We start from the raw sequence: 19,169 nt of genomic DNA, 5'->3' as shown, positions 1-19,169 counted from the left end.
TCGCCATCACCTTTCTATTTTATCAAACTTTAATTTGCCAGTTGGTAAGAACACATCTTCTTTTTGCGTTACTTTTATGACACGCATGATTCCTCTTACCACTCCAGCTACATAACCTACAAAAGTCCCTAAGCCAACTCCAATTAGGAGAATCATTTTAGGAGATAATTCAAAAAAAGAAGGAGTTCTTTCGCCAACCCAATATCCACTGATCACCCCTAATAAAACTATTGAACCAATTATTAATGAACGCTTAAAAACAGATTTAAGCATGATATCACTTATATTATTACCCATACTTATAATCACCTCCACTAAATTTAAAAGTCGTGCATCCATTGCATTAACAAAGACATCAATTATTTCTTTGAAAGAGAGCTTCCTTTTCTCTAAAATATATAAAAACTCATCTTCATAACGTTCTCTCCACTTTTTAGGATATAGATAAATAACCCATTTCATATCATACCCAACCTCTTAAAACCTAAGTTTGTAACATTCTCCATTTCTCTCAATTTTCCTTGTAAATATTCTCTGCCTTCAGGAGTAATTTGATAAGGTTTTCTCCTGTCTTTTGAGGGAACACTCTCAATGAACTTTAGTTTTTCAATACGACTAATAGCACCATATAATGTACCTGGTCCAATTTTAATATTGTATGAAATTTCGATATCTTCCATGATCGCATAACCATGTTTGTTACTCTCTGCTAAACTAATTAAAATAAATAATGTAGGTTCTGAAAATCGTTCAATTGAGCTCATTATTCTTTGTTCTTGTTCATCTCCTATAACTTATTATGTTGCATGGTATATCACATAACGTAATAGTAAACTGCAAAAACCTATTTGTCAATATTAATATGTAGTAACCGTGTGATTACATTAATTTCGGCTCTATTTAGAATTAGATGGATATATAAATTACATTCAAATATATATCGAAATTATATTGACATTATATAGAGAATTGTCTAAAATGTATTTAGATGACATTCTAAGTAATGCTTAGATACAAATATGAAGAATGAGGGGATAAAATGAAGATAATTTTTGATAAAAGGCAAGGTGTATTACTTGATTTGTTTGATAGTATATCCTGGGTATTGAATGATTGCCACAGGGAGATGCATTCAAAGTTTGAAGCAGAGGTCAACAAAGATGTAGAAAGAGCCGTAAAAGCACTATCTAAGATAGTTAATAAAAATATTGAGCTTTTAGAGGTATATTTTAAAGAAGAGTCACCATTAAATTATCCAATAGATAAGAACTCAGATATATGGGGCTGCTCTGATAAGGAGGAACTTATAAATTTTATAAGAAAGTTGAATGGTCAGCAAATTAAATATGAAGCGATTAAATCTATGGGAGAATTCAAGGAGGATGCTGCTTCTAAGGAAAAGATTAATGAGATACTGCAAAGTGATATCAAAATATTAGACTTAATAGAATCTTTAAAAGTGGATGATAACATGAAGTGGAAGCTACTAAAACTTATTAATAATAGTGACAAATGGGTAAGAGAATTTATGCAGTTTATTGAGGGATATATCTCTCAATATGAACAGACCATGGAGAAATATGAAAAATCAATACAAGTATTTAATAATTATGTTGAAGAAAATATAAATAACGACGGAATTAAATTTTTAGAGAAAATACTTGGAAACTTCAAGGATGTATTTTTAAAATTTGATGATTATGAGGAAATAAACGTTAATACTATTTTTTTTAATTCAATAAGTTGTGCTTTTCATGAATCAGATAAAAAATTGTATATGTTCTTGGGGAGGGATTTTGAAGCAACAACAAAACGATTAATTGGAGAAAATGAATTTGAAAAAAATATCAACATATTCAAAAATTTGTGTGATAAAACAAGGTTTAATATACTAAATTATCTTATGGATGGAGAAGTCTATAGTCAGGAAATAGCTAATAAATATGGGATTTCCATGGCCACAGTGTCGTATCATATGAATTATTTGGCAAGTGTAAAATTAGTTAAATCTGAAAAAAGAGCGCAAAAGACTTATTATGTTGTTAATAAGGATACTTTAAGAGAGTCTATTGAGTTTTTGAAGAAAACATTTAAATTGTAAATAGTCGGGGGGTAATAAAATGAAGAGGTATTTTTTCAGATTTAAGGGTCTACTTTCTGTAAATGTTTTTATTATTGCACTTACCGCAGTAGCAAATGTGTATCTTGCTTTTATATTAAAATCAATTGTTGATATAGGAACAAAGGGTACGGTGAGTGAATTAAAGACAGCTTTGGTATTTTCTCTATGTTATGTGGTAGCAACATTTGCTATAGGTTATACAAGAAAGTTTTTGGAAGCTTTGTATATTAAGAAAACGTTGGTATCATTAAAAAACGATGTATTTAGTAAAATACTTGGGCAAAATTTAAAAAGCTTTAATGAAGAAAATAGTGCGAAATATATTTCTTTGATTACAAATGATATTAATATTGTTGAGCAGGATTATTTTATAAACATTCTTCAGATTATTTATAACGCTATATCCTTTGGAATTGCTACTTTTGCTATAATAAAAATGAATGTTTATATTACAATTGGTGTTTTTGTTGTTGGGGCAGTTACTATTATAATTCCTATGGCGTTTGGAAAAAAATTAGGAAAAAGCAAAAATATATATTCTGATAACCTAGGTATATTTACAACAAAGGTTAAGGATATGTTTTCAGGATTTGAAGTGATAAAAAGTTTTAATATTGAGGACAAAATTCAAGATGAATATAAAATATCAAATTATAGGGTTGAAAATTCAAAATATAAGTATTTACTGCTTAGTGCTTTTGTTGATGGTTTATCTGAAATAGGTGGATTTTTAATGTTTTTTACAGCAATGGGACTGGGAACTTATTTTGTTATTAAGGGTGAGTTAACAGTGGGTGCAATGATTGCTACAGTTCAATTGATGAATAATATAGTTGGGCCGCTTGTTGCAGTGTCAACAAGATTAAACAAGGTTAAAGCAGTTAAATTAATCGGTGAGAAGCTAGTGAAATTTGTAGGTGAAAATCAAAATCGCGATAGTGGGATTGATAAGTTAAGTTTTGAAAGGGGAATAACCTTTGAAAATGTAAATTTCTGCTACAGTGAAGAACGGAAGGCGCTAGATCGTGTATCTTTGAATATTAAAAAAGGTAGTAAATATGCAATTGTTGGGGGAAGTGGAAGCGGTAAATCTACTATAATCAAATTGTTTTTAAGGTATTATGAGAATTTTGAGGGAGCTATAAAAATTGATGGAGTTGATAATAGAGAGATTAAAGTTAGTGATTTGTATAAGTTGATTACGGTAATACATCAAAATGTATTTATGTTTGATAATAGTATAGGAGAAAATATTGCGTTATTTAAGGAATATGGTGAGGGGGATATTAAAAGGGCGGTAAAGCTTTCAGGACTTGAAGAATTAGTAGGTAGACTTTCTGGTGGACTCGATAGTAATGTTGGTGAAAATGGTTGTAATCTATCAGGTGGAGAAAAGAAGAGGGTGGCTATTGCTAGGGCATTGATTAAAAACACTCCAATCCTTGTACTTGACGAAGCAACATCATCACTTGATAATGAGACAGCTTATAATATAGAAAAATCAATTTTAGGTATTAATGAATTGACGTGTATGGTAGTTACACACAAACTTGTTGATGAAGTACTCAGAATGTATGATGGGATAATAGTAGTCAACAATGGAAGGATAGAGGAGATAGGTAGTTTTGATGAATTAACACAGAAAAAAGGATACTTTTTTAGTCTTTATAATGTTACAAAGGAAGATGACAAGTGAAAGTATGTGGAGAAAGCGAATGCCAGTAGGACGAAAGTTCAGGAAAAAAGGTTATTGTCCAACAGCCACAAACGGCAGCAATGCCTTTTTTCTTTTTCATAAGAGTGATGATAAATAGGTATAGTACATAAGATAAATCTTTGTACTATAGCTATTTACCTGCACTTCTCATATATATAGGTAATAAATTACTCCCATTAAAACTGGTAGCATACCAATCCAGTTCGTTTTATTCCACCACTTTTTTTAATTCGTAATATGTCTTCCTGTTGCGATGTATAACTAATATTTGTATTCTAATATATTATAAGTCAAATCGTTCTTTTATCATCTTTGCAACCATTTCTGCTGGAAGATTGGAATTGTCGATTTTTATATAATTTTCAAATGGAATTTCGCCATCATTGCTGACACAACGATAGTTGTTGTCATCATTAATGAGTCTTTGGGTTGACATTTCAACATCTCTTTTTGTTGCTTTGTGCTTCAAACGATTTTCAGTAGCATTCCTTTGTAGTCTTATAGATTGAGGTGCAACAAGTTCCACATAATATATATCTGCACCTTGTTTTCTAAAAATGTCACAGACATGTTCTACATAATTCCAATCGGATTGCTGGTCAAATGCCCACATATATGTGAAAATTAATCCGTAACAGTCAGAATTCGCAAATTCCTCAAAAATAACATCCCTCATTCGTGTTATTGCTTTTCCGTAAAAATATCCAAATGTCTCTATTACAGGTTCAATAAGTATATGATTATGGAATAACCGAAAATCCGTAATTTTGGCCAGTTCCTGTCCAACTGTCATTTTACCGACAGCAGTATCTCCAATTAAAAATACTAATTTCAAAACAACACCTCTTTTCTCAAATATAAATATTACTTCGCAATATTTTACGGTTGCAACATAAATATATGGTTAATTATCCTATTTTAACTTCGAATAATATATAAAATAAAAAGATTTTATATATTAGGGATCAAAAAAATAAAATGCCGTGAAATAAAAATTTCACGGCATTTGTTATATATGCACATCTAGCCTATAGACTCAAAGTGAAAGTAACTCAATTACTATTGTGTCAAGTACATAACTATAATTTATGTACTTGACATAGCAACATAGTTGCTATACAATATAGTCACTAAGTTACTAAGTTACATTACATGGTAGGTGATATAAATGGCAAATTCTTCTCAATTATTAAAAGGAATTTTAGAAGGGTGTATATTAAAAATAATTTTAAAAAAAGAAACCTATGGATATGAATTATATAGTTCATTAAAAATTAGTGGTTTTGATGACTTATCTGAAGGAACTTTATATCCGTTGCTAATCAGGTTAGAAAAAAATGGTTTATTGTCCTCAATAAGTCGGGACTCACCGCTGGGACCAAAACGAAAATACTATTCTCTTACTAAATTAGGAGAACAGGAATTTTTAGATTTTTGTAGCTCCTGGGATAAAATTTCTAAATCAGTTAATAAGATATTAGGGGATGATTTAAATGATTAAAACAAGTGCATTAATAAAACAATTAAATAAATCAGCTAAAAACTTATCTCTAGAAAATAAAAAAATATTTGATGACATGGTACTCTATATAAGAACATCAAATTTAAAAACAAGGGATGCAGAAGAATTTCTCCAACAGATATTAGACAGTTTTTTAAATGCAGAGCATCAAGGTGTGAGTATTGAATATATGTTGGGAACATCTGATATTAAGAATTACTGTGAAGAAGTAGTAAGCACTTATAAATCAAGCTATAATTACATTTCACGTTGTAGTGAATATATTATGTATGCAGGAATGATCATAGTAATAATTTCATTTATTACTTTTATTACGCAAAATTTCACTGCATTTATAATAAATGGGACTAAAAATTTATCATTTTATTTAAATGTCAATTTAGGATTAATTTCTCAACTTTTGATTGTAGGTCCTGTGGTAATTATTTTTATGACTTATTTTAGAAGTAGCTGTTTTAAAGAAAATACCAAACGTGGTAAACTAAAAGTTTTTTTTAAAGATTGGATATTTAGTATGATAGTAATTTGTACAATGGTTGCTTTTTTTATGTTTGTAGGTGATATATTATTATTTAGATTAAATATAATTATAGTTCTTATTATTGGGTTTGCTTTATATTTTATAGGCAATTATGCATCAGAAAAATAAAGACTTTAAAATTTAAGATTTAAAATATAAGAGGTAGTAACCGCAAAACGCGAAAAGGGTAATAGCCTCAATCTGAAAGTAACTCAATTGGTGTTGAGTTACTTTCAGAATATTAATAGCTTAGTTATTAAATATAAAAAAACAAAAGAAATCACCTATAAATTAATATAGCTGATTTTTATTCTATGCTTTACTACTCTATTTTAAAGAAGTATAAGAACTTTTTCTTTTATTGAGAAAAAGTGTAGCCCATGCAATAAATGATAAAGATGAAAGTATTGTATATAATATACCAAATTTATTTCCTAATATACTAAATCCTCCTCCTAAACAAAGAAGAAATATATTCAAAAATTTTTTGTTTTTCATGTAAACTACCTCCTATTTATTTTGATTTAAATTATTACTATTACTTCTAGTATATTCTTATATGCAACATTATACAAATGAGCTTTCAATATTATATTCATAATGAACACTTGTTGTAAATGTAATAATAGTTAATGTCGTGAAATCTTTATTTAGGGGAGGGGGAAAGTACGTCTATTTTTAGAAGATAATCAAAAATAAGAAGGAATATAGATACAATTGTGAAAATTAAAGTTAATAGTCTTAATGTTAAAGCTAATTTCAGAAAGAGGAGAAAGATTGAATCCCCATAGTAGAGATAACGCCGCAACGTTCAATAGCTCGTTTCAGAAATTGAGCAATTTTCGTAGCTATCGTCATTTAAGTATATACTTAAGGTGATAGCTTTTATCGCATAATTAACAAAATTGAGGTAAGTATTATCCAGTAATATGGGCAAACTAAAACTGGATGATAAACATGCCATAGGGAAATTACATATGTGGATACAAGAAGCTTTTCAATTTGATAATGAAGCGGCTAATTAAAAGATATTAAACCATGGAGGAGATAAAATGAGTTTTAAGATTATTGCAGACTATCATACTCATACTAATATTGCAAAGGGACATATTCCCTTATTTAATATTATTTTGGGAGAACATGCAAAAGGAAGTATTGAATCAAATGTTAAAGCTGGAATAAAAAGAGGATTAAAAGAAATTGCTATAACAGACCATGGTTATAAACATATTACCTTCGGGATGAAACTAAATCAATATGAAAAATTACGCAAATCAATTGATGATATTAATAAGAGTTCATTATTGAAGGCGAATGACTTTAAGATTCTTCTTGGCGTAGAATGTAATATTGTTACTAAAAAAGGTGATATAGATATTAAAGATGAAGTAATTGATTACCTGGATATAATTTGTGTGGGTTATCATCCTGGAGCAGTGCAAAATCCATTTTTATTGAGGAATTATACAGAAGCTGCGATTAATGCCATTAAAAAATATGAAATTGCAATATTAAATCATCCTTTAGAGCATGTTAATCCAGATATTATCGAAATTGGAAAGGTTGCTGTTGAAAGAAATACTGCTTTGGAAATTAACAGAAGTCATAAGAATATGGATATTGAAACAATAAAAAAGTTAAAGAATATGGGTGTTAAATTTTCATTGGGAAGTGATGCACACAAATCGGAGGATGTAGGGTATTTTGGTAAAGCTTATAATATTGCAGTTGAGGCAGGTCTTACAGATGATGATATTGTTAATGCTGATGGAAGTGCACATAGATCAATGAAATTATTAAGATATTAGTGTGGCTAGATTAAACTTTATTTCCATTCCGACAATTACTTTTAGAGTCTGTAAGAGCTACCTTTTTTTCGTTGCAATATATTATATTTATTTTATGTATAAAGAATTGTAGAAACATTTAAGTCATTAGAGAAAGTGTGTTCAAAGAATGTTTAATATCAATGGTTAATATCAATGTTTAATGCATATACTACAATTATAAAACAAAGCTAAAAAATAAGAAATAAGGTGATTTAAATGATATACATATATAATTGTTATGGAGGAACCCACTCATCTATTTTAGCAATCGCTTATCACTTAAAAATGCTAGATGAAACCCGAGAACCGACTAAGGATGAAATATTGGAATTACCTAACTTTAATAAGTTAGTATATGGAAATCGTGGAGAACTTTTTTATTATGGAAGTGATGAGGATGGTAACAAAGTCTATGTTGTAGGTAGGGGACGTTCAAAGGTTTTAATTCCTGGATTATATAATTTAGCATCTATGCTTCATAAACAAAATCTATTAAATGAAAAAATTATATTTTCCAATACGTCACCAACTGTTCCATTACCAATGACCTTTGGTGGATTATTTTCTAGATGGCTAAAAATTGATTTTATAGGAGTGCCCTTGCTTGTAAAGGGAGCAAAACAATCATACCAGGACGTTATAAAACTTGTAAATCACACAAAGGAGGCAGCAAAGGCAGCAAAGGAAGATAAGTCAGGGGTTATTATTTTAGATAATAAGGAATTTAAGAAAAAATGATTTTTAACTATTATACGGGTTACATCAACTAAAAGCTGATGTAACTTTTTATTTCAAAACGGGAAAGTAATTAATGGGGATATATCAAACTTTATGAATATTGAGAACAAAAAAATATCGCAAATCCATTTTCAGAATAGTGCGATATCCTAATTTAGTATTAAATTTTTTCGGATAATAACATGATACAACTTTAGTGGTTATACCTCACTTATAAATTGGAATTTATATTTATCGTTTAACCTTTAAGACCGTTTGTCTGTCGTTCCATATTTTCTATAACAATATCATAAATATCACCTAATGAAGCACAATACTCAAGTACTTTCCATGGAGTATTTGTGTGAAAATGAATTTTAATCAGTTCCTCATCACCAACCGCAAGTAAGCAATCGCCTTCAATGTTTTTAGTAATATACTCGTTTATTCTATCTTCTGAAAGATTTTCTCCTTCAATTAATAACTGCGTATCAAATCTGTATTCAAGCATAATTATTCTCCTTTTCCGTTTTACAAATTCTGATTTGTATTTTGGTTAATTATAACATATTTTTTAAATATCACACTATTTAATTTTCAAAGAACATCTTTTATCAGTTGCTACGTAATACGGATCTTTCACGACATAATGTTTTTATGTAGGTTTATATATTAATTGCCTTTTCCTTGTATATTATAAATATATTCATGCTATAATTACTACTATATACAAATGGTTGGAAGAAGAATATGTTGATAATAATTCATTAAATAATACACATTCTGGAACCCCGCAAGGGCGGTTTGTCTAAAATATAGGATTAAGGATGTGTTAATATGAAAATCGAACATGTAGCTATATGGACTAAAGATATTGAAAAATTAAAGAAATTTTATGTGGATTATTTTGATGGCATTGCTGGTGATAAATATACTAATATAAAAAAACATTTCGAATCATATTTTATTAAATTTGAATCAGGTGCTAGACTTGAAATTATGCAGATGACGACAATTCCTTCCAATTTAAATGATGCTATTAGTCAATATATTGGCTTAATTCATATTGCTTTTTCTGTAGGGAGTGTCGAAAAGGTTAATAGACTTACTGATACATTAAGAAAATCAGGTTACATGGTAGTAAGTGAGCCACGTTATACTGGAGATGGTTACTATGAGAGTTGCATTTTAGACCATGATGGAAATCGAATAGAGATAACAGAATAAGGCTGATATTTAACATTATTATGTTATTGTCCAACAACCACGAACGGTAATAATAGTATAATTAAATAAATGATTTGCGTCGCAACAGTATAAAAAGACGACGTAAAAATACTGTAAAATTCATTTGAATTTTACAGTATTTTTAAATATTATTCGGTTTTATTAGTTGTGACGTTTTATAAGAAAATTATTCGGTTTCTATATCCTTTTATAATGGCCACTTATTTTATAATACGGAATTAGAACGATTGGCTGATTTGCAGGTGTAAACAAATCTATTCCCCCTTGGTTTTCATCTGGTCTAAAATATTTCATCCCAAACTTTTCTACCACCCATCCTTTAACTCCAATAGGGATTGAACCATAATTGCCATTTTTCTCAACTGATTCAAATGATGGCATTGCATTACCTGTCGCGCCAATCAGTGTGCAGTAACATCTTTCTGTAATTTCAATTCTGTATAAATTCTTTGTTTCTAAAGGACTCATAGAAATCTTCTCCTTTCTTTATTTAAAAGTTACACGGTCTAATGTTACAACTTCAACCTAATCCCATATAAATTATAACATATTATCCATATTTATACACAATTACATTCATATAATAGAGATGGATATAAAAGAATATATATTATTTACCACGGATGGGAAAAACCAAAGGAGAGAAGTGGATTATAAATTCAGATGTAATGCTAGATATTGTAAATGATTTTATTGGGAAAATTATCTCAAGTGAAAATTTTATGCTTGCAGTAAATTTTTTGAACTTTTTGTCCCAGTGTACGTTTAATAATTGTGAGGTGAAAAAAATGAATGCAATAAATATATCGAATCTTAAAAAATCTTATGATGGAAAGACTAATGCAATAAACAATATAAGTCTGCGCATACCCAAGGGTGAAATATTTGGATTTCTTGGTCCTAACGGCTCGGGAAAAACTACTACTGTTAGAATTCTCAATGGAATTCTTTCATCAACCTCAGGTCATGCTGAAATTTTAGGAAAGCCTGTGAATGAACATAATCTTGAACTCCATAGATTATGTGGAGTTATGACCGAAAGTTCTTCCTGCTATGAAAATCTTACGGCTGAGGAAAATCTAAAATTCTTTGGAAGAATGCATGGTATGGAAGAAAAGCTGCTGAAGGAACGCATAGATTTCATTTTAAAAAGGCTGGAATTACTAGATATAAGAAATAAGAAGGTTAAAGCTTTAAGTACAGGGATGAGGAAGAGAGTTTCTCTAGCTATAGCTATTATTCACAATCCTCAAATTTTATTTCTTGATGAGCCTACTTCTGGCTTGGACCCAGAAAATGCACTTAATGTCTCAAAACTTATAAAAGAACTTGCAGAAGAAAATGAAGTTACAATCTTTCTTTGCACTCATCAGTTAAAATACGCTGAAAATATTTGCACATTGTATGGCTTTATAAATGATGGTAATATTCTTGGATTCGGTACTTTTGATGAACTCGCGTCAAAGAAAAATGCAAGTCTTCAATTAAAAATCAGGGGAAAAAATATTTCAGAGAAATTTGGACTTATTCATGAAGATCATAATCTATATAGTAAATCTATTTCAGGGGACGCCGAAGTGAATGCTATTATACATAATATAATAGCAAACGGCGGAGAAATTTATGAGGTGCTGCAACAGAAATGGTCCCTGGAGCAGCTGTATTTTATGTATATAAAAGGCACAGCCGACGGTGTAACATTGTAATAATGGGGGTGGATTAATATGAATAGAAATGAAAAAGTATTAATTAAAAAAGATTTAAATGAGATAACAAGTTCAAAGCGGGTAATTGTGCCAATGGCTATTGTACCCATTGTTCTCACCGTACTTATACCTTTGGCGTTAATTATCGGTGTCAATTATATCGGGAATGCTTCAGATGTCTTAAGAGGGTTCGGCTCTCTTCTTAAAAAGCTACCTTCTGAATATAAGGCATATAGTCCTGCACAACTTGTAATAAAAATTGCTATAAATTATATGTTTCCATCATACTTTCTTATAATTCCCATAATGTGTTCAGGGATTATTGGAGCCAGCAGTTTAGTAGGCGAAAAAGAACATAAGACAATGGAGACACTACTTTATACACCAATATCCATGGAACAACTGCTAAGGGCAAAGATTTTAGGCGTTTTTATACCATCCTATATTATAACCCTGCTTTCATTTATAGCTTTTGGCATAATAATCAATATAGGTGGATTCATATATTTTGGAGGACTTATTTTTCCGGATATAAAATGGCTCATTATAATACTTTGGATTTCACCTGCTATTAATTTGTTATCCTTAACCTTCACTGTAATGGTATCAGCAAAGTCAAAAACCTTTCAGGAAGCACAGCAGGTAAGCGGCATTCTTGTTCTTCCTGTAATTATTCTATTGGTAGGTCAAATGACAGGTGTAATTATGCTCAATAACCTTATTATGTTTACAGCGGGTGGTGTTCTCCTGATAATTGATTATATATTAATAAAGAGAATTTCTTCTAAATTTATTCCTGAGAAGCTGATTTAAATATAGGGTATTGTTCTATTTACATTCCCACTATCACTTGCTTTTGTTATCCATTTAATCTAACGACTTAAGTGCATATTGGAAAGATTAGAATTAGATAGGATAAATCGTATTACAAATGACACAGGCTTTCTGTGAAAGCATTGATATAGCTTAATTTAAATAATGAAATTATCATCTAAATAAATTGCAGATATAGAGTGTATTTCAATAATCATAAATGAGATAGCCATTAAAATAATAAAGACGTAGAAATTCACTTTAGATGAAATATATACAGATATTTGAGAAGTAATAAAGAAGGAGAATCCTCTGATGATGTGGGTTCTCCTTTTATTGTGCGCCCGGCATGGGCGCAATCTAATGGGTGAAAGTCCCTAGCACGGGTTAATAGTGCCAAGTGCATAGCTTAAGACAAGGGTGTCCATCGTGAGATGGAATCTGAAGGAAGTTGGCGGCCAAACTCCGGTCTGACGAACAGAAACTACATATAAGGCATATGCTTGTGGGTAAGTTTGCAATACAAAACGAAGCCCAAAACTATTCGAAACAAGTGGTGTAAATGTAGCAGATAGATGGAGTGAAAGATTGCGTTCTTACCCGGGGAGATCTGATAGGTAAGTTGTGGATATGAATTTAGAAATAACAACCCATACAGTGATGTATGGCTGAACTATCAGAAGTCAGCAGACGTCATAGTACCATGCAAAACGCGTTAGCGTGGGAAGGACTGAACAATAGGAGGTTTGGAATTTTGAAGGATACGAGAAAATATGATAAAAGCAGACAACTTCATAAAGAAGGCTCTCTACGAGAGAATAGAGTGGAACTCGAAGGTAATGTAGAAGTGCATAGTATTTCCTCTATGTCAGAAGAAGGAAGAAACGATGTGAATGAATATGATAATGGTTTACTCGAGCAGATATTATCGAGAGATAATATGAATAAAGCATATAAAAGAGTAAAAGCCAATAAAGGAAGTCATGGGATTGATGGTTTGACAGTAGATGAACTTCTACATTATCTAAAAGAGCATGGACAAGAATTAAGGCAATCATTATTAGAAAGTAGATATAGACCTCTAGCCGTAAGAAGGGTAGAAATACCAAAACCTGACGGTGGAATTAGGCTACTTGGAATACCTACTGTATTAGATAGAGTTATTCAACAAGCGATATCACAAACTCTAATACCAATATATGAAAAGAAATTTTCTGATAATAGTTACGGTTTTAGACCTTTAAGAAGTGGAAAACAAGCTGTTGAAAAATGTAGGGGATATATTAATGCTGGACATACATGGACGGTGAATATAGACCTTTCTAAATACTTTGATACGATAAATCATGATAAATTAATAAGGATACTATCGGAAGATATTAAAGATAGTAGAGTAATTTCTCTGATACGAAAGTATCTACAAAGTGGAGTGATGATAAATGGGGTATTTATGAATACAGAAGAAGGAGCACCTCAAGGCGGGCCTTTGTCCCCATTATTAAGTAACGTAATGTTACATGAACTCGATGTAGAACTAACAAAACGAGGACTAAACTTTTGTAGATATGCTGATGATGCGAATATATACGTCAAAAGTGAGAAATCAGCAAATAGAGTAATGAAGAGTATTACGAGATTTATTGAGGAAAAGTTAAAGCTTAGAGTGAATAAAGAAAAGAGTACAGTAGATAGACCTTGGAAACTTAAATTTTTAGGATTTTCATTTTACCGAGCAAAAGGTGAATACAGAATGAGAGTTCCTCAAAAACCTATAATCAAATTCAAAGCAAAGCTAAAAGAATTAACTTCAAGAAGTAATGCGATGAGCATGAAATATAGGTTTATGAAACTTAAGCAAGTGATAGTTGGATGGATAAATTATTTTGCTATTGCAGACATTAAAAGTATTCTTAAAACACTTGATGAATGGTTAAGGCGAAGAATTAGAATGTGTTTTTGGAAACAATGGAAAAAGATTAAAACAAAATATGGGAACCTTGTTAAATTAGGAATACCAAACAATAAAGCTTTGCAATATGCAAATACAAGGAAAGGCTATTGGAGAACATCCAATAGCCCTATATTAAACAAAACATTGACCAATAAATACCTTAAAAATATAGGATTAGTTTCTATATCTGAGACATATTTATTAAAACATTAATTTCTATTGAACCGCCGTGTACCGAACGGTATGCACGGTGGTGTGAGAGGTCGCTAAATAAATTAATTATTTAGCTCCTACTCGATTTATTTGTTACAAATTTATAGTTGACAAAAATAAAGAAAAAATGTTATGCTGTCTATGAAATTAATAGACAGGAGAAAGATATGAATGAGTTTATTCGCAGTGCAACTATTGAAGATTTTAAAAGAAGTTATGTATGGGATGGTAAAAAAGCAGAATTTATTTGTTTAATATGTGGAAAATATATTGGCGAAAATGATGAAAGTGTAAATATTCATACTGCAAATCATGGAACTCCTATTGAAATGCTGCTGATGCTGGACAAGAAATATACAGGATTGACTGAAATTCAAAAAGAGTTTTTAGATATGGTATCTAATAAATATAGTGACAAAGAAATAGCAATGAAGCTTGCATGTGCAGAATCCACAGTAAGAAATATGAGATTTGCATTGAGAGAGAGGGCAAGACAAGCACGGGCATTTTTGGCGGTTATGGAATTAGCTGAGGAAAAGATGCCAAAAATAAAAAATCCGAAGCTTCGTGTGTTCCCTGTTAAAGAAGAGAAGCGGAAAGCATTATTACCAAGGTTTGCTGATTTGTTTGAACCTGATAGAGAATATACGGAAGCTGAAGTAAAGAAAATCATTAAAACTATTTATGAAGATGATGCAATAATACGACGGTACCTGGTAGACCATCGATACTTGAGCAGAACCAATGATGGCAGCAAATATTATAAGAATTGTGAGGAAAATATCATGAGAAATATAAATAAAAAAGGAATTATAAACAACTATAAGCAGCAAGAAATACAGATGGGTATAATTCAAATATATAATACGGTTAATGGATATTCTAATGTGAATATATGTACAAATTTATATAAGCCCTTTGAATCAATTAAGTTTCAATTAAATTTAGGTAGGATTAAAATTAAAAGATTACAAGAGGATTGGGCTGCTTACGGAGAGAATGCCTTTGAGTTCAAAGTTGTAGAAAAACTTAAACCTAATGAGGTATCTACAGATAAAGAAAAGGTTGATGATTTAAAAGATCTTTTAAATATGTGGATTGAAAGTCAAGGAGAGAACCTAAAGTTATATAAATAAATATTAGGGGCAGAAACGGTAAATGTATTTTTAGCAGAAAAAGATATTAAACACTGTAGAGGTCGCCATTTATGCTGGTTCAAAAGTCCAGGACAATGTGTAATTAAATAAATTGAAAATTAAGGACATTCAATATAGTACAACTGGTGGTATGTTTTCAACTCAATATTCTGTTATGATTGTTATTGAAGGAGATGAAATACTCTGTTAAGACAGAGTTTTCTTAAATTGCGTCATAAACGAATGTACGATTTAATATAAAATCGTACATTCATAAAAATATAACTTTTTATTGTATAGGAAATAGCTTGGGATGACATATAGGAATGTTATAAAGGAATTATACTATTTCTTTTGATGTGGCTTCACTAGAAGATATACCCCAATAAATATAAAAAGTACTGGTACAAAGTATATTCCTATGCTCTGTTTTATAAAATCATATATTGCATTACTTCCAAATAATTTATTAATAATTGAAAGAACACCTATTATCACCAATGCACAGCCGACTATTAGCCCACTTTTGTCTTTCATGTTTTCTATAGTATCATTATTTAGATTTTCTTTCTTATTGAAATTATGATAATTACTAAATATAAAGTCAGAGTCACATACATTTTCGCCTCTATCAAGCTTATGAGCGATATTGAATGTGTCAAAGAGCAAATAGAACCAAAGTGGAATTTGAATTACGCTTGTTAATCCTCCTAACCCAATAAATCTAAATAAGGGTTCCACCATGAAAAATATAACCATTGCTTGTATTCCCTTTTTCATAAGTCCTAAGTACATATATCCAAGCCCAGGAACTAAGGCTGCCATAAAGGTTAAAAAATCATTTCTTTTTTGCATTATATCCATCTCCAATCAAATATTTTAAATCATTCATGTTTTCATTATATTTATATTGCACAACCATAATTTCTGTTTTTAATCTGCATTGTGTTTTAATTATTTTATATTGTAAGTTAGTACTAATTATCAGCATCATAGTCAGCCCTGCAACAATTAGTGACATAGCAGGAATATCTATTGAACTTTTTTTATTCTTTTCAATTCTGTTTATTAGCTTCTCATTATAATTGCTACTTAGCTCATGTTCTTCAAAGGAATTTAGTATTAGTCTATCTAAATCATCCCATTTTTCGTGCATATTTCGATATCCCCCCTTTGAATTTCTATCCTCAGTTTTTGTTTTGCCCTATAAACTCTTCCCTCTACAGTTTTTTGAGATACATTTAAAACCTTAGATATTTCCTTTTCCTTTAACCCTACATAATAGTATAATACTACAGCTTCTTTTAAATCTCGTGGAAGGCTACATATGCATTTCCTGACATGATTTTTCTCATCTATGTCACATTCCGTCGGTTGAATATTATTAGTAAAAAGTCCGGTTAAAAATCCCTTTAGATTTCTCTTTCTCTTATAATCTAAAGCTTTTGATATTGATATTTTATAAATATATGTGGATAACGAACATTCTTCTCTAAATTTTGCTATATTATTATACAAGGCAATAAATACTTCTTGCGACAAATCTTCAGCTTCAAAGTAATCTTGAGTATATGCATAGCATAAAGAGATAACCTTTCTTTTGTACTTATTTACTATTTCAATAAAGCTCTCATTGTCCTTGTTTCTAAGTCTCTCTACTATTTGGTGTTCTTCCAAAAAAATCACTCCTGACTATTAACACTCACTACCCCATTAGCAATATCAACTTTTAATTTACCGTCCCCATTCCCAATTTTTGTTGATATTCCTTTATTTACTCTTTTCTCTCCATTTACTATACATGCTCCACTATTTATATTCGCGTCTACATTTAAGTTCTTACTCTCTGTGTATACAGTAATCTTACCATTACTTGCATTCATATTTATATCTTTACAAAGTTTATTTCTAAAATATATATTAGCATTAGAAACATTTATATTACTTTTTTCAATATCTCCCTCTAAGGAAATATTTGCATTACTTGCATCAATATCTATATTAGATTTTATATTTGAATCAATAGTTTTTATCTGACAATTAGCAGCATCGATTTTTAAATTGTATCCATAAGGTACATATATATATGCCTTGACATGTTTAATATAACTTTCTTTAATATTAACCTCATACCCCTCCATAGTTTTTTCCTCAGCTATTTTATAATCGTTAACAGAACTATTTTCTTTCACATAGATATCTGCTTGGATTTTTATATTTTGGTCTTGTGATCTACAAATCTTAATATCCGCATTGGGAGCTTTAAATACAAGTCTATTTCCATTAATAGATAAGGTTTTAGATGCACTTATTTTTTTTGTGTTATTTAAAGAACCTATTTTAAAGTTTTCGTCGTTAAATTCAATGCCAGACCCAACTTTATCTATTATGCTTCCAAATTTTCCGGATAAATTAAGGAATACATTTATTCCTAAATACAAAAATATAATTAAAATCGTCAAGTAATTAAATTGATTTCTACAGCTCTCATGCTTTCTATTAGACTGTATTAATATCTCTACTCCCAGTAGAATGAAAATCCCAGGCCACCATATAAAAATTTGCTTACCAAGTTCTGGATTATTCATATATATAATCATCCAGATACCAAGAAAAATTAGCCCTATTGAAGAAGTAATCGTACCTATTTTTCTCATAAAAATCCCCCTTTAATTTAGTTCTCATAGGTTTAGACGTATGTACTATGAAAAAACCCACAGACTTTTTTAAATTTTGTGGAATTTTTTATTATATTATTAAAATGTAGGTACATGGACCTTGGGAATAGTCTAATAGAATACCATAATAGGTATAACTTCTTGTCCATCACTAATTCCGATATTGGGGTTAGAGGCTAATTGGCTATAATATCAAATATTAGCTATAAATAAAATAAAAAAGCCATCCAATATAAATTTCGTTATATTGGATAGCTTTATTATTAGTTAACCTATTAATCTTTCTATTGTATTATCTAGGCATTCTACAATACCGAATCTACCATTAAATATATTAAAGTTATAATGTTCATATAGATCTTTAGCTAATATATTTCCATTATTAAATGTTGTATTTGTTTTCTCAGGTATAATTAACTTAAACCCATACTCAAATGCAACTTTACAAGTAGTATCAAAGCAATACTCTGTTTGCATACCTGTCATAATTAATTTGTTAATACCTTTATTATCTAAATAATCTTTTAAAATTGTCTCCTTAAAAGCAGAATTAAAAGTTTTACTTATTACCGTTTCATTTATAGCAGGACTTATTTCTCCATAGATTTTCCAGCCTTCTGAATTAGGCTCTAATTCACCCCCAATTTTATCAGTATGTTGAATATAAATTACTTCTACATTTTTTTCTCTACATGTTTTAATTAATTTTTTTATATTACTAATGACCTCTTCTACTGCGAAAGGCTTGGCTAAGACTAGTGCATTTTGAACGTCTACAACTAAAAGGGCTGTATTTCTCATAGTTACATCTCCTTTTTAATTTAATCTATATAAGACTAATATTTACTTAATTATACTATTAATAATGTACATTCCATAGAAAAATATGTTCAGATTGAATACCTAATGCATAATTCATATATATCGTTAGTTGACTTCGCCGTTATTTTATCATGTTATATCAATTTTATGTCTTAAAGTGGATTTTGTCGTGAAT

General features: G+C 30.1%; 22 protein-coding genes. 11 read left to right on the top strand and 11 right to left on the bottom strand.

Annotated features, from left to right (window positions below; all coding sequences use genetic code 11):
- Positions 1–6: 6 nt before the first annotated feature.
- Together ACWJJ2_RS06575 and ACWJJ2_RS06570 are read right to left on the bottom strand one after the other, a co-directional pair.
- Positions 7–462: a hypothetical protein gene (locus ACWJJ2_RS06575; protein ID WP_462954035.1), complete on the bottom strand. Its 456-nt coding sequence runs from the start codon at positions 460–462 to the stop codon at positions 7–9.
- Positions 459–764 carry a PadR family transcriptional regulator gene (locus tag ACWJJ2_RS06570; protein WP_165414625.1) on the bottom strand — a complete coding sequence of 102 codons (306 nt, stop codon included), beginning with the start codon at positions 762–764 and terminating at the stop codon, positions 459–461. The genes ACWJJ2_RS06575 and ACWJJ2_RS06570 overlap by 4 nt, the downstream gene beginning before the upstream one ends.
- Before the next feature lie 275 nt (positions 765–1,039).
- Here ACWJJ2_RS06570 and ACWJJ2_RS06565 point away from each other — a divergent pair, with 275 nt between their 5' ends.
- Together ACWJJ2_RS06565 and ACWJJ2_RS06560 are read left to right on the top strand one after the other, a co-directional pair.
- Complete coding sequence (locus ACWJJ2_RS06565; protein ID WP_462954034.1) at positions 1,040–2,101, top strand: ArsR/SmtB family transcription factor; 1,062 nt, start codon at positions 1,040–1,042, stop codon at positions 2,099–2,101.
- Positions 2,102–2,120: 19 nt separating this feature from the next.
- Positions 2,121–3,818 carry an ABC transporter ATP-binding protein gene (locus ACWJJ2_RS06560; protein ID WP_462954033.1) on the top strand — a complete coding sequence of 566 codons (1,698 nt, stop codon included), beginning with the start codon at positions 2,121–2,123 and terminating at the stop codon, positions 3,816–3,818.
- A gap of 304 nt (positions 3,819–4,122) precedes the next feature.
- Here the strand turns inward: ACWJJ2_RS06560 and ACWJJ2_RS06555 are convergent, their stop codons facing one another.
- Complete coding sequence (locus ACWJJ2_RS06555; RefSeq protein ID WP_462954032.1) at positions 4,123–4,674, bottom strand: AAA family ATPase; 552 nt, start codon at positions 4,672–4,674, stop codon at positions 4,123–4,125.
- Positions 4,675–5,007: 333 nt separating this feature from the next.
- Between ACWJJ2_RS06555 and ACWJJ2_RS06550 the strand changes: the two genes are divergently transcribed.
- Both ACWJJ2_RS06550 and ACWJJ2_RS06545 read left to right on the top strand, forming a co-directional pair.
- Positions 5,008–5,340, top strand: coding sequence for a PadR family transcriptional regulator (locus tag ACWJJ2_RS06550; RefSeq protein ID WP_216303628.1), 333 nt, complete (start codon positions 5,008–5,010; stop codon positions 5,338–5,340).
- Positions 5,333–6,010, top strand: a complete 678-nt coding sequence (locus tag ACWJJ2_RS06545; protein WP_462954031.1) for a hypothetical protein — start codon at positions 5,333–5,335, stop codon at positions 6,008–6,010. The genes ACWJJ2_RS06550 and ACWJJ2_RS06545 overlap by 8 nt, the downstream gene beginning before the upstream one ends.
- Positions 6,011–6,208: 198 nt before the next feature.
- Here the strand turns inward: ACWJJ2_RS06545 and ACWJJ2_RS06540 are convergent, their stop codons facing one another.
- Complete coding sequence (locus ACWJJ2_RS06540) at positions 6,209–6,379, bottom strand: hypothetical protein (RefSeq protein ID WP_462954030.1); 171 nt, start codon at positions 6,377–6,379, stop codon at positions 6,209–6,211.
- A 554-nt stretch (positions 6,380–6,933) separates the two neighbouring features.
- Here ACWJJ2_RS06540 and ACWJJ2_RS06535 point away from each other — a divergent pair.
- The gene (locus ACWJJ2_RS06535) at positions 6,934–7,689 is read left to right on the top strand and encodes a hypothetical protein (protein ID WP_462954029.1); all 756 of its coding nucleotides are present in this window, start codon (positions 6,934–6,936) and stop codon (positions 7,687–7,689) included.
- A 237-nt stretch (positions 7,690–7,926) separates the two neighbouring features.
- Entirely contained in the window at positions 7,927–8,448 is a 522-nt protein-coding gene (locus ACWJJ2_RS06530; protein WP_220320031.1) for a DUF3189 family protein, read from the top strand.
- Positions 8,449–8,686: 238 nt separating this feature from the next.
- Here the strand turns inward: ACWJJ2_RS06530 and ACWJJ2_RS06525 are convergent, their stop codons facing one another.
- Entirely contained in the window at positions 8,687–8,938 is a 252-nt protein-coding gene (locus tag ACWJJ2_RS06525; protein WP_462954028.1) for a kinase to dihydroxyacetone kinase, read from the bottom strand.
- 326 nt (positions 8,939–9,264) lie between these two features.
- Here ACWJJ2_RS06525 and ACWJJ2_RS06520 point away from each other — a divergent pair, with 326 nt between their 5' ends.
- Positions 9,265–9,654, top strand: coding sequence for a VOC family protein (locus ACWJJ2_RS06520; protein WP_216303633.1), 390 nt, complete (start codon positions 9,265–9,267; stop codon positions 9,652–9,654).
- Between the two features lie 198 nt (positions 9,655–9,852).
- Here the strand turns inward: ACWJJ2_RS06520 and ACWJJ2_RS06515 are convergent, their stop codons facing one another.
- Positions 9,853–10,143, bottom strand: a complete 291-nt coding sequence (locus ACWJJ2_RS06515; protein ID WP_216303634.1) for a hypothetical protein — start codon at positions 10,141–10,143, stop codon at positions 9,853–9,855.
- 320 nt (positions 10,144–10,463) lie between these two features.
- Between ACWJJ2_RS06515 and ACWJJ2_RS06510 the strand changes: the two genes are divergently transcribed.
- From ACWJJ2_RS06510 to ACWJJ2_RS06495, 4 genes are all read left to right on the top strand, one after another.
- Positions 10,464–11,381, top strand: a complete 918-nt coding sequence (locus tag ACWJJ2_RS06510; RefSeq protein WP_462954321.1) for an ABC transporter ATP-binding protein — start codon at positions 10,464–10,466, stop codon at positions 11,379–11,381.
- A gap of 18 nt (positions 11,382–11,399) precedes the next feature.
- A complete protein-coding gene (locus ACWJJ2_RS06505; RefSeq protein WP_216303635.1) occupies positions 11,400–12,194 on the top strand; it encodes an ABC transporter permease subunit in 795 nt (264 codons plus the stop codon).
- A gap of 754 nt (positions 12,195–12,948) precedes the next feature.
- Positions 12,949–14,358 carry a group II intron reverse transcriptase/maturase gene (ltrA, locus tag ACWJJ2_RS06500; protein WP_462952630.1) on the top strand — a complete coding sequence of 470 codons (1,410 nt, stop codon included), beginning with the start codon at positions 12,949–12,951 and terminating at the stop codon, positions 14,356–14,358.
- A 167-nt stretch (positions 14,359–14,525) separates the two neighbouring features.
- Positions 14,526–15,494: a DUF2087 domain-containing protein gene (locus ACWJJ2_RS06495; protein ID WP_462954027.1), complete on the top strand. Its 969-nt coding sequence runs from the start codon at positions 14,526–14,528 to the stop codon at positions 15,492–15,494.
- Positions 15,495–15,839: 345 nt separating this feature from the next.
- Here ACWJJ2_RS06495 and ACWJJ2_RS06490 read toward each other — a convergent pair whose 3' ends face one another.
- The 5 genes from ACWJJ2_RS06490 to ACWJJ2_RS06470 all read right to left on the bottom strand — a co-directional run bounded on the left by ACWJJ2_RS06490 (position 15,840) and on the right by ACWJJ2_RS06470 (position 18,973).
- On the bottom strand, positions 15,840–16,349 hold the full coding sequence (locus ACWJJ2_RS06490) for a hypothetical protein (protein ID WP_220320033.1): 510 nt from the start codon (positions 16,347–16,349) through the stop codon (positions 15,840–15,842).
- Positions 16,333–16,650 carry a hypothetical protein gene (locus ACWJJ2_RS06485; RefSeq protein WP_216303638.1) on the bottom strand — a complete coding sequence of 106 codons (318 nt, stop codon included), beginning with the start codon at positions 16,648–16,650 and terminating at the stop codon, positions 16,333–16,335. The genes ACWJJ2_RS06490 and ACWJJ2_RS06485 overlap by 17 nt, the downstream gene beginning before the upstream one ends.
- Positions 16,626–17,171, bottom strand: a complete 546-nt coding sequence (locus tag ACWJJ2_RS06480; protein ID WP_216303639.1) for an RNA polymerase sigma factor — start codon at positions 17,169–17,171, stop codon at positions 16,626–16,628. Before ACWJJ2_RS06480 ends, ACWJJ2_RS06485 begins: the two co-directional genes overlap by 25 nt.
- Positions 17,172–17,176: 5 nt before the next feature.
- Positions 17,177–18,151, bottom strand: coding sequence for a hypothetical protein (locus ACWJJ2_RS06475; RefSeq protein WP_220287066.1), 975 nt, complete (start codon positions 18,149–18,151; stop codon positions 17,177–17,179).
- 288 nt (positions 18,152–18,439) lie between these two features.
- The gene (locus ACWJJ2_RS06470; RefSeq protein WP_216303641.1) at positions 18,440–18,973 is read right to left on the bottom strand and encodes a cysteine hydrolase family protein; all 534 of its coding nucleotides are present in this window, start codon (positions 18,971–18,973) and stop codon (positions 18,440–18,442) included.
- Positions 18,974–19,169 lie beyond the last annotated feature (196 nt).

It is taken from the genome of Clostridium sp. CM039, assembly GCF_055081075.1.
Note: the sequence above shows the minus strand (reverse complement) of the source record. Positions and strands in the feature narration are given on the sequence as shown.

What these genes read in the sequence shown, in the direction of transcription:
- ACWJJ2_RS06575 (WP_462954035.1), bottom strand. Translation starts at nt 462, where the DNA reads ATGAAATGGGTTATTTATCTATATCCTAAAAAGTGGAGAGAACGTTAT.
- ACWJJ2_RS06570 (WP_165414625.1), bottom strand. Translation starts at nt 764, where the DNA reads ATGAGCTCAATTGAACGATTTTCAGAACCTACATTATTTATTTTAATT.
- ACWJJ2_RS06565 (WP_462954034.1), top strand. Translation starts at nt 1,040, where the DNA reads ATGAAGATAATTTTTGATAAAAGGCAAGGTGTATTACTTGATTTGTTT.
- ACWJJ2_RS06560 (WP_462954033.1), top strand. Translation starts at nt 2,121, where the DNA reads ATGAAGAGGTATTTTTTCAGATTTAAGGGTCTACTTTCTGTAAATGTT.
- ACWJJ2_RS06550 (WP_216303628.1), top strand. Translation starts at nt 5,008, where the DNA reads ATGGCAAATTCTTCTCAATTATTAAAAGGAATTTTAGAAGGGTGTATA.
- ACWJJ2_RS06545 (WP_462954031.1), top strand. Translation starts at nt 5,333, where the DNA reads ATGATTAAAACAAGTGCATTAATAAAACAATTAAATAAATCAGCTAAA.
- ACWJJ2_RS06540 (WP_462954030.1), bottom strand. Translation starts at nt 6,379, where the DNA reads ATGAAAAACAAAAAATTTTTGAATATATTTCTTCTTTGTTTAGGAGGA.
- ACWJJ2_RS06535 (WP_462954029.1), top strand. Translation starts at nt 6,934, where the DNA reads ATGAGTTTTAAGATTATTGCAGACTATCATACTCATACTAATATTGCA.
- ACWJJ2_RS06530 (WP_220320031.1), top strand. Translation starts at nt 7,927, where the DNA reads ATGATATACATATATAATTGTTATGGAGGAACCCACTCATCTATTTTA.
- ACWJJ2_RS06525 (WP_462954028.1), bottom strand. Translation starts at nt 8,938, where the DNA reads ATGCTTGAATACAGATTTGATACGCAGTTATTAATTGAAGGAGAAAAT.
- ACWJJ2_RS06520 (WP_216303633.1), top strand. Translation starts at nt 9,265, where the DNA reads ATGAAAATCGAACATGTAGCTATATGGACTAAAGATATTGAAAAATTA.
- ACWJJ2_RS06515 (WP_216303634.1), bottom strand. Translation starts at nt 10,143, where the DNA reads ATGAGTCCTTTAGAAACAAAGAATTTATACAGAATTGAAATTACAGAA.
- ACWJJ2_RS06510 (WP_462954321.1), top strand. Translation starts at nt 10,464, where the DNA reads ATGAATGCAATAAATATATCGAATCTTAAAAAATCTTATGATGGAAAG.
- ACWJJ2_RS06505 (WP_216303635.1), top strand. Translation starts at nt 11,400, where the DNA reads ATGAATAGAAATGAAAAAGTATTAATTAAAAAAGATTTAAATGAGATA.
- ACWJJ2_RS06495 (WP_462954027.1), top strand. Translation starts at nt 14,526, where the DNA reads ATGAATGAGTTTATTCGCAGTGCAACTATTGAAGATTTTAAAAGAAGT.
- ACWJJ2_RS06490 (WP_220320033.1), bottom strand. Translation starts at nt 16,349, where the DNA reads ATGCAAAAAAGAAATGATTTTTTAACCTTTATGGCAGCCTTAGTTCCT.
- ACWJJ2_RS06485 (WP_216303638.1), bottom strand. Translation starts at nt 16,650, where the DNA reads ATGCACGAAAAATGGGATGATTTAGATAGACTAATACTAAATTCCTTT.
- ACWJJ2_RS06475 (WP_220287066.1), bottom strand. Translation starts at nt 18,151, where the DNA reads ATGAGAAAAATAGGTACGATTACTTCTTCAATAGGGCTAATTTTTCTT.
- ACWJJ2_RS06470 (WP_216303641.1), bottom strand. Translation starts at nt 18,973, where the DNA reads ATGAGAAATACAGCCCTTTTAGTTGTAGACGTTCAAAATGCACTAGTC.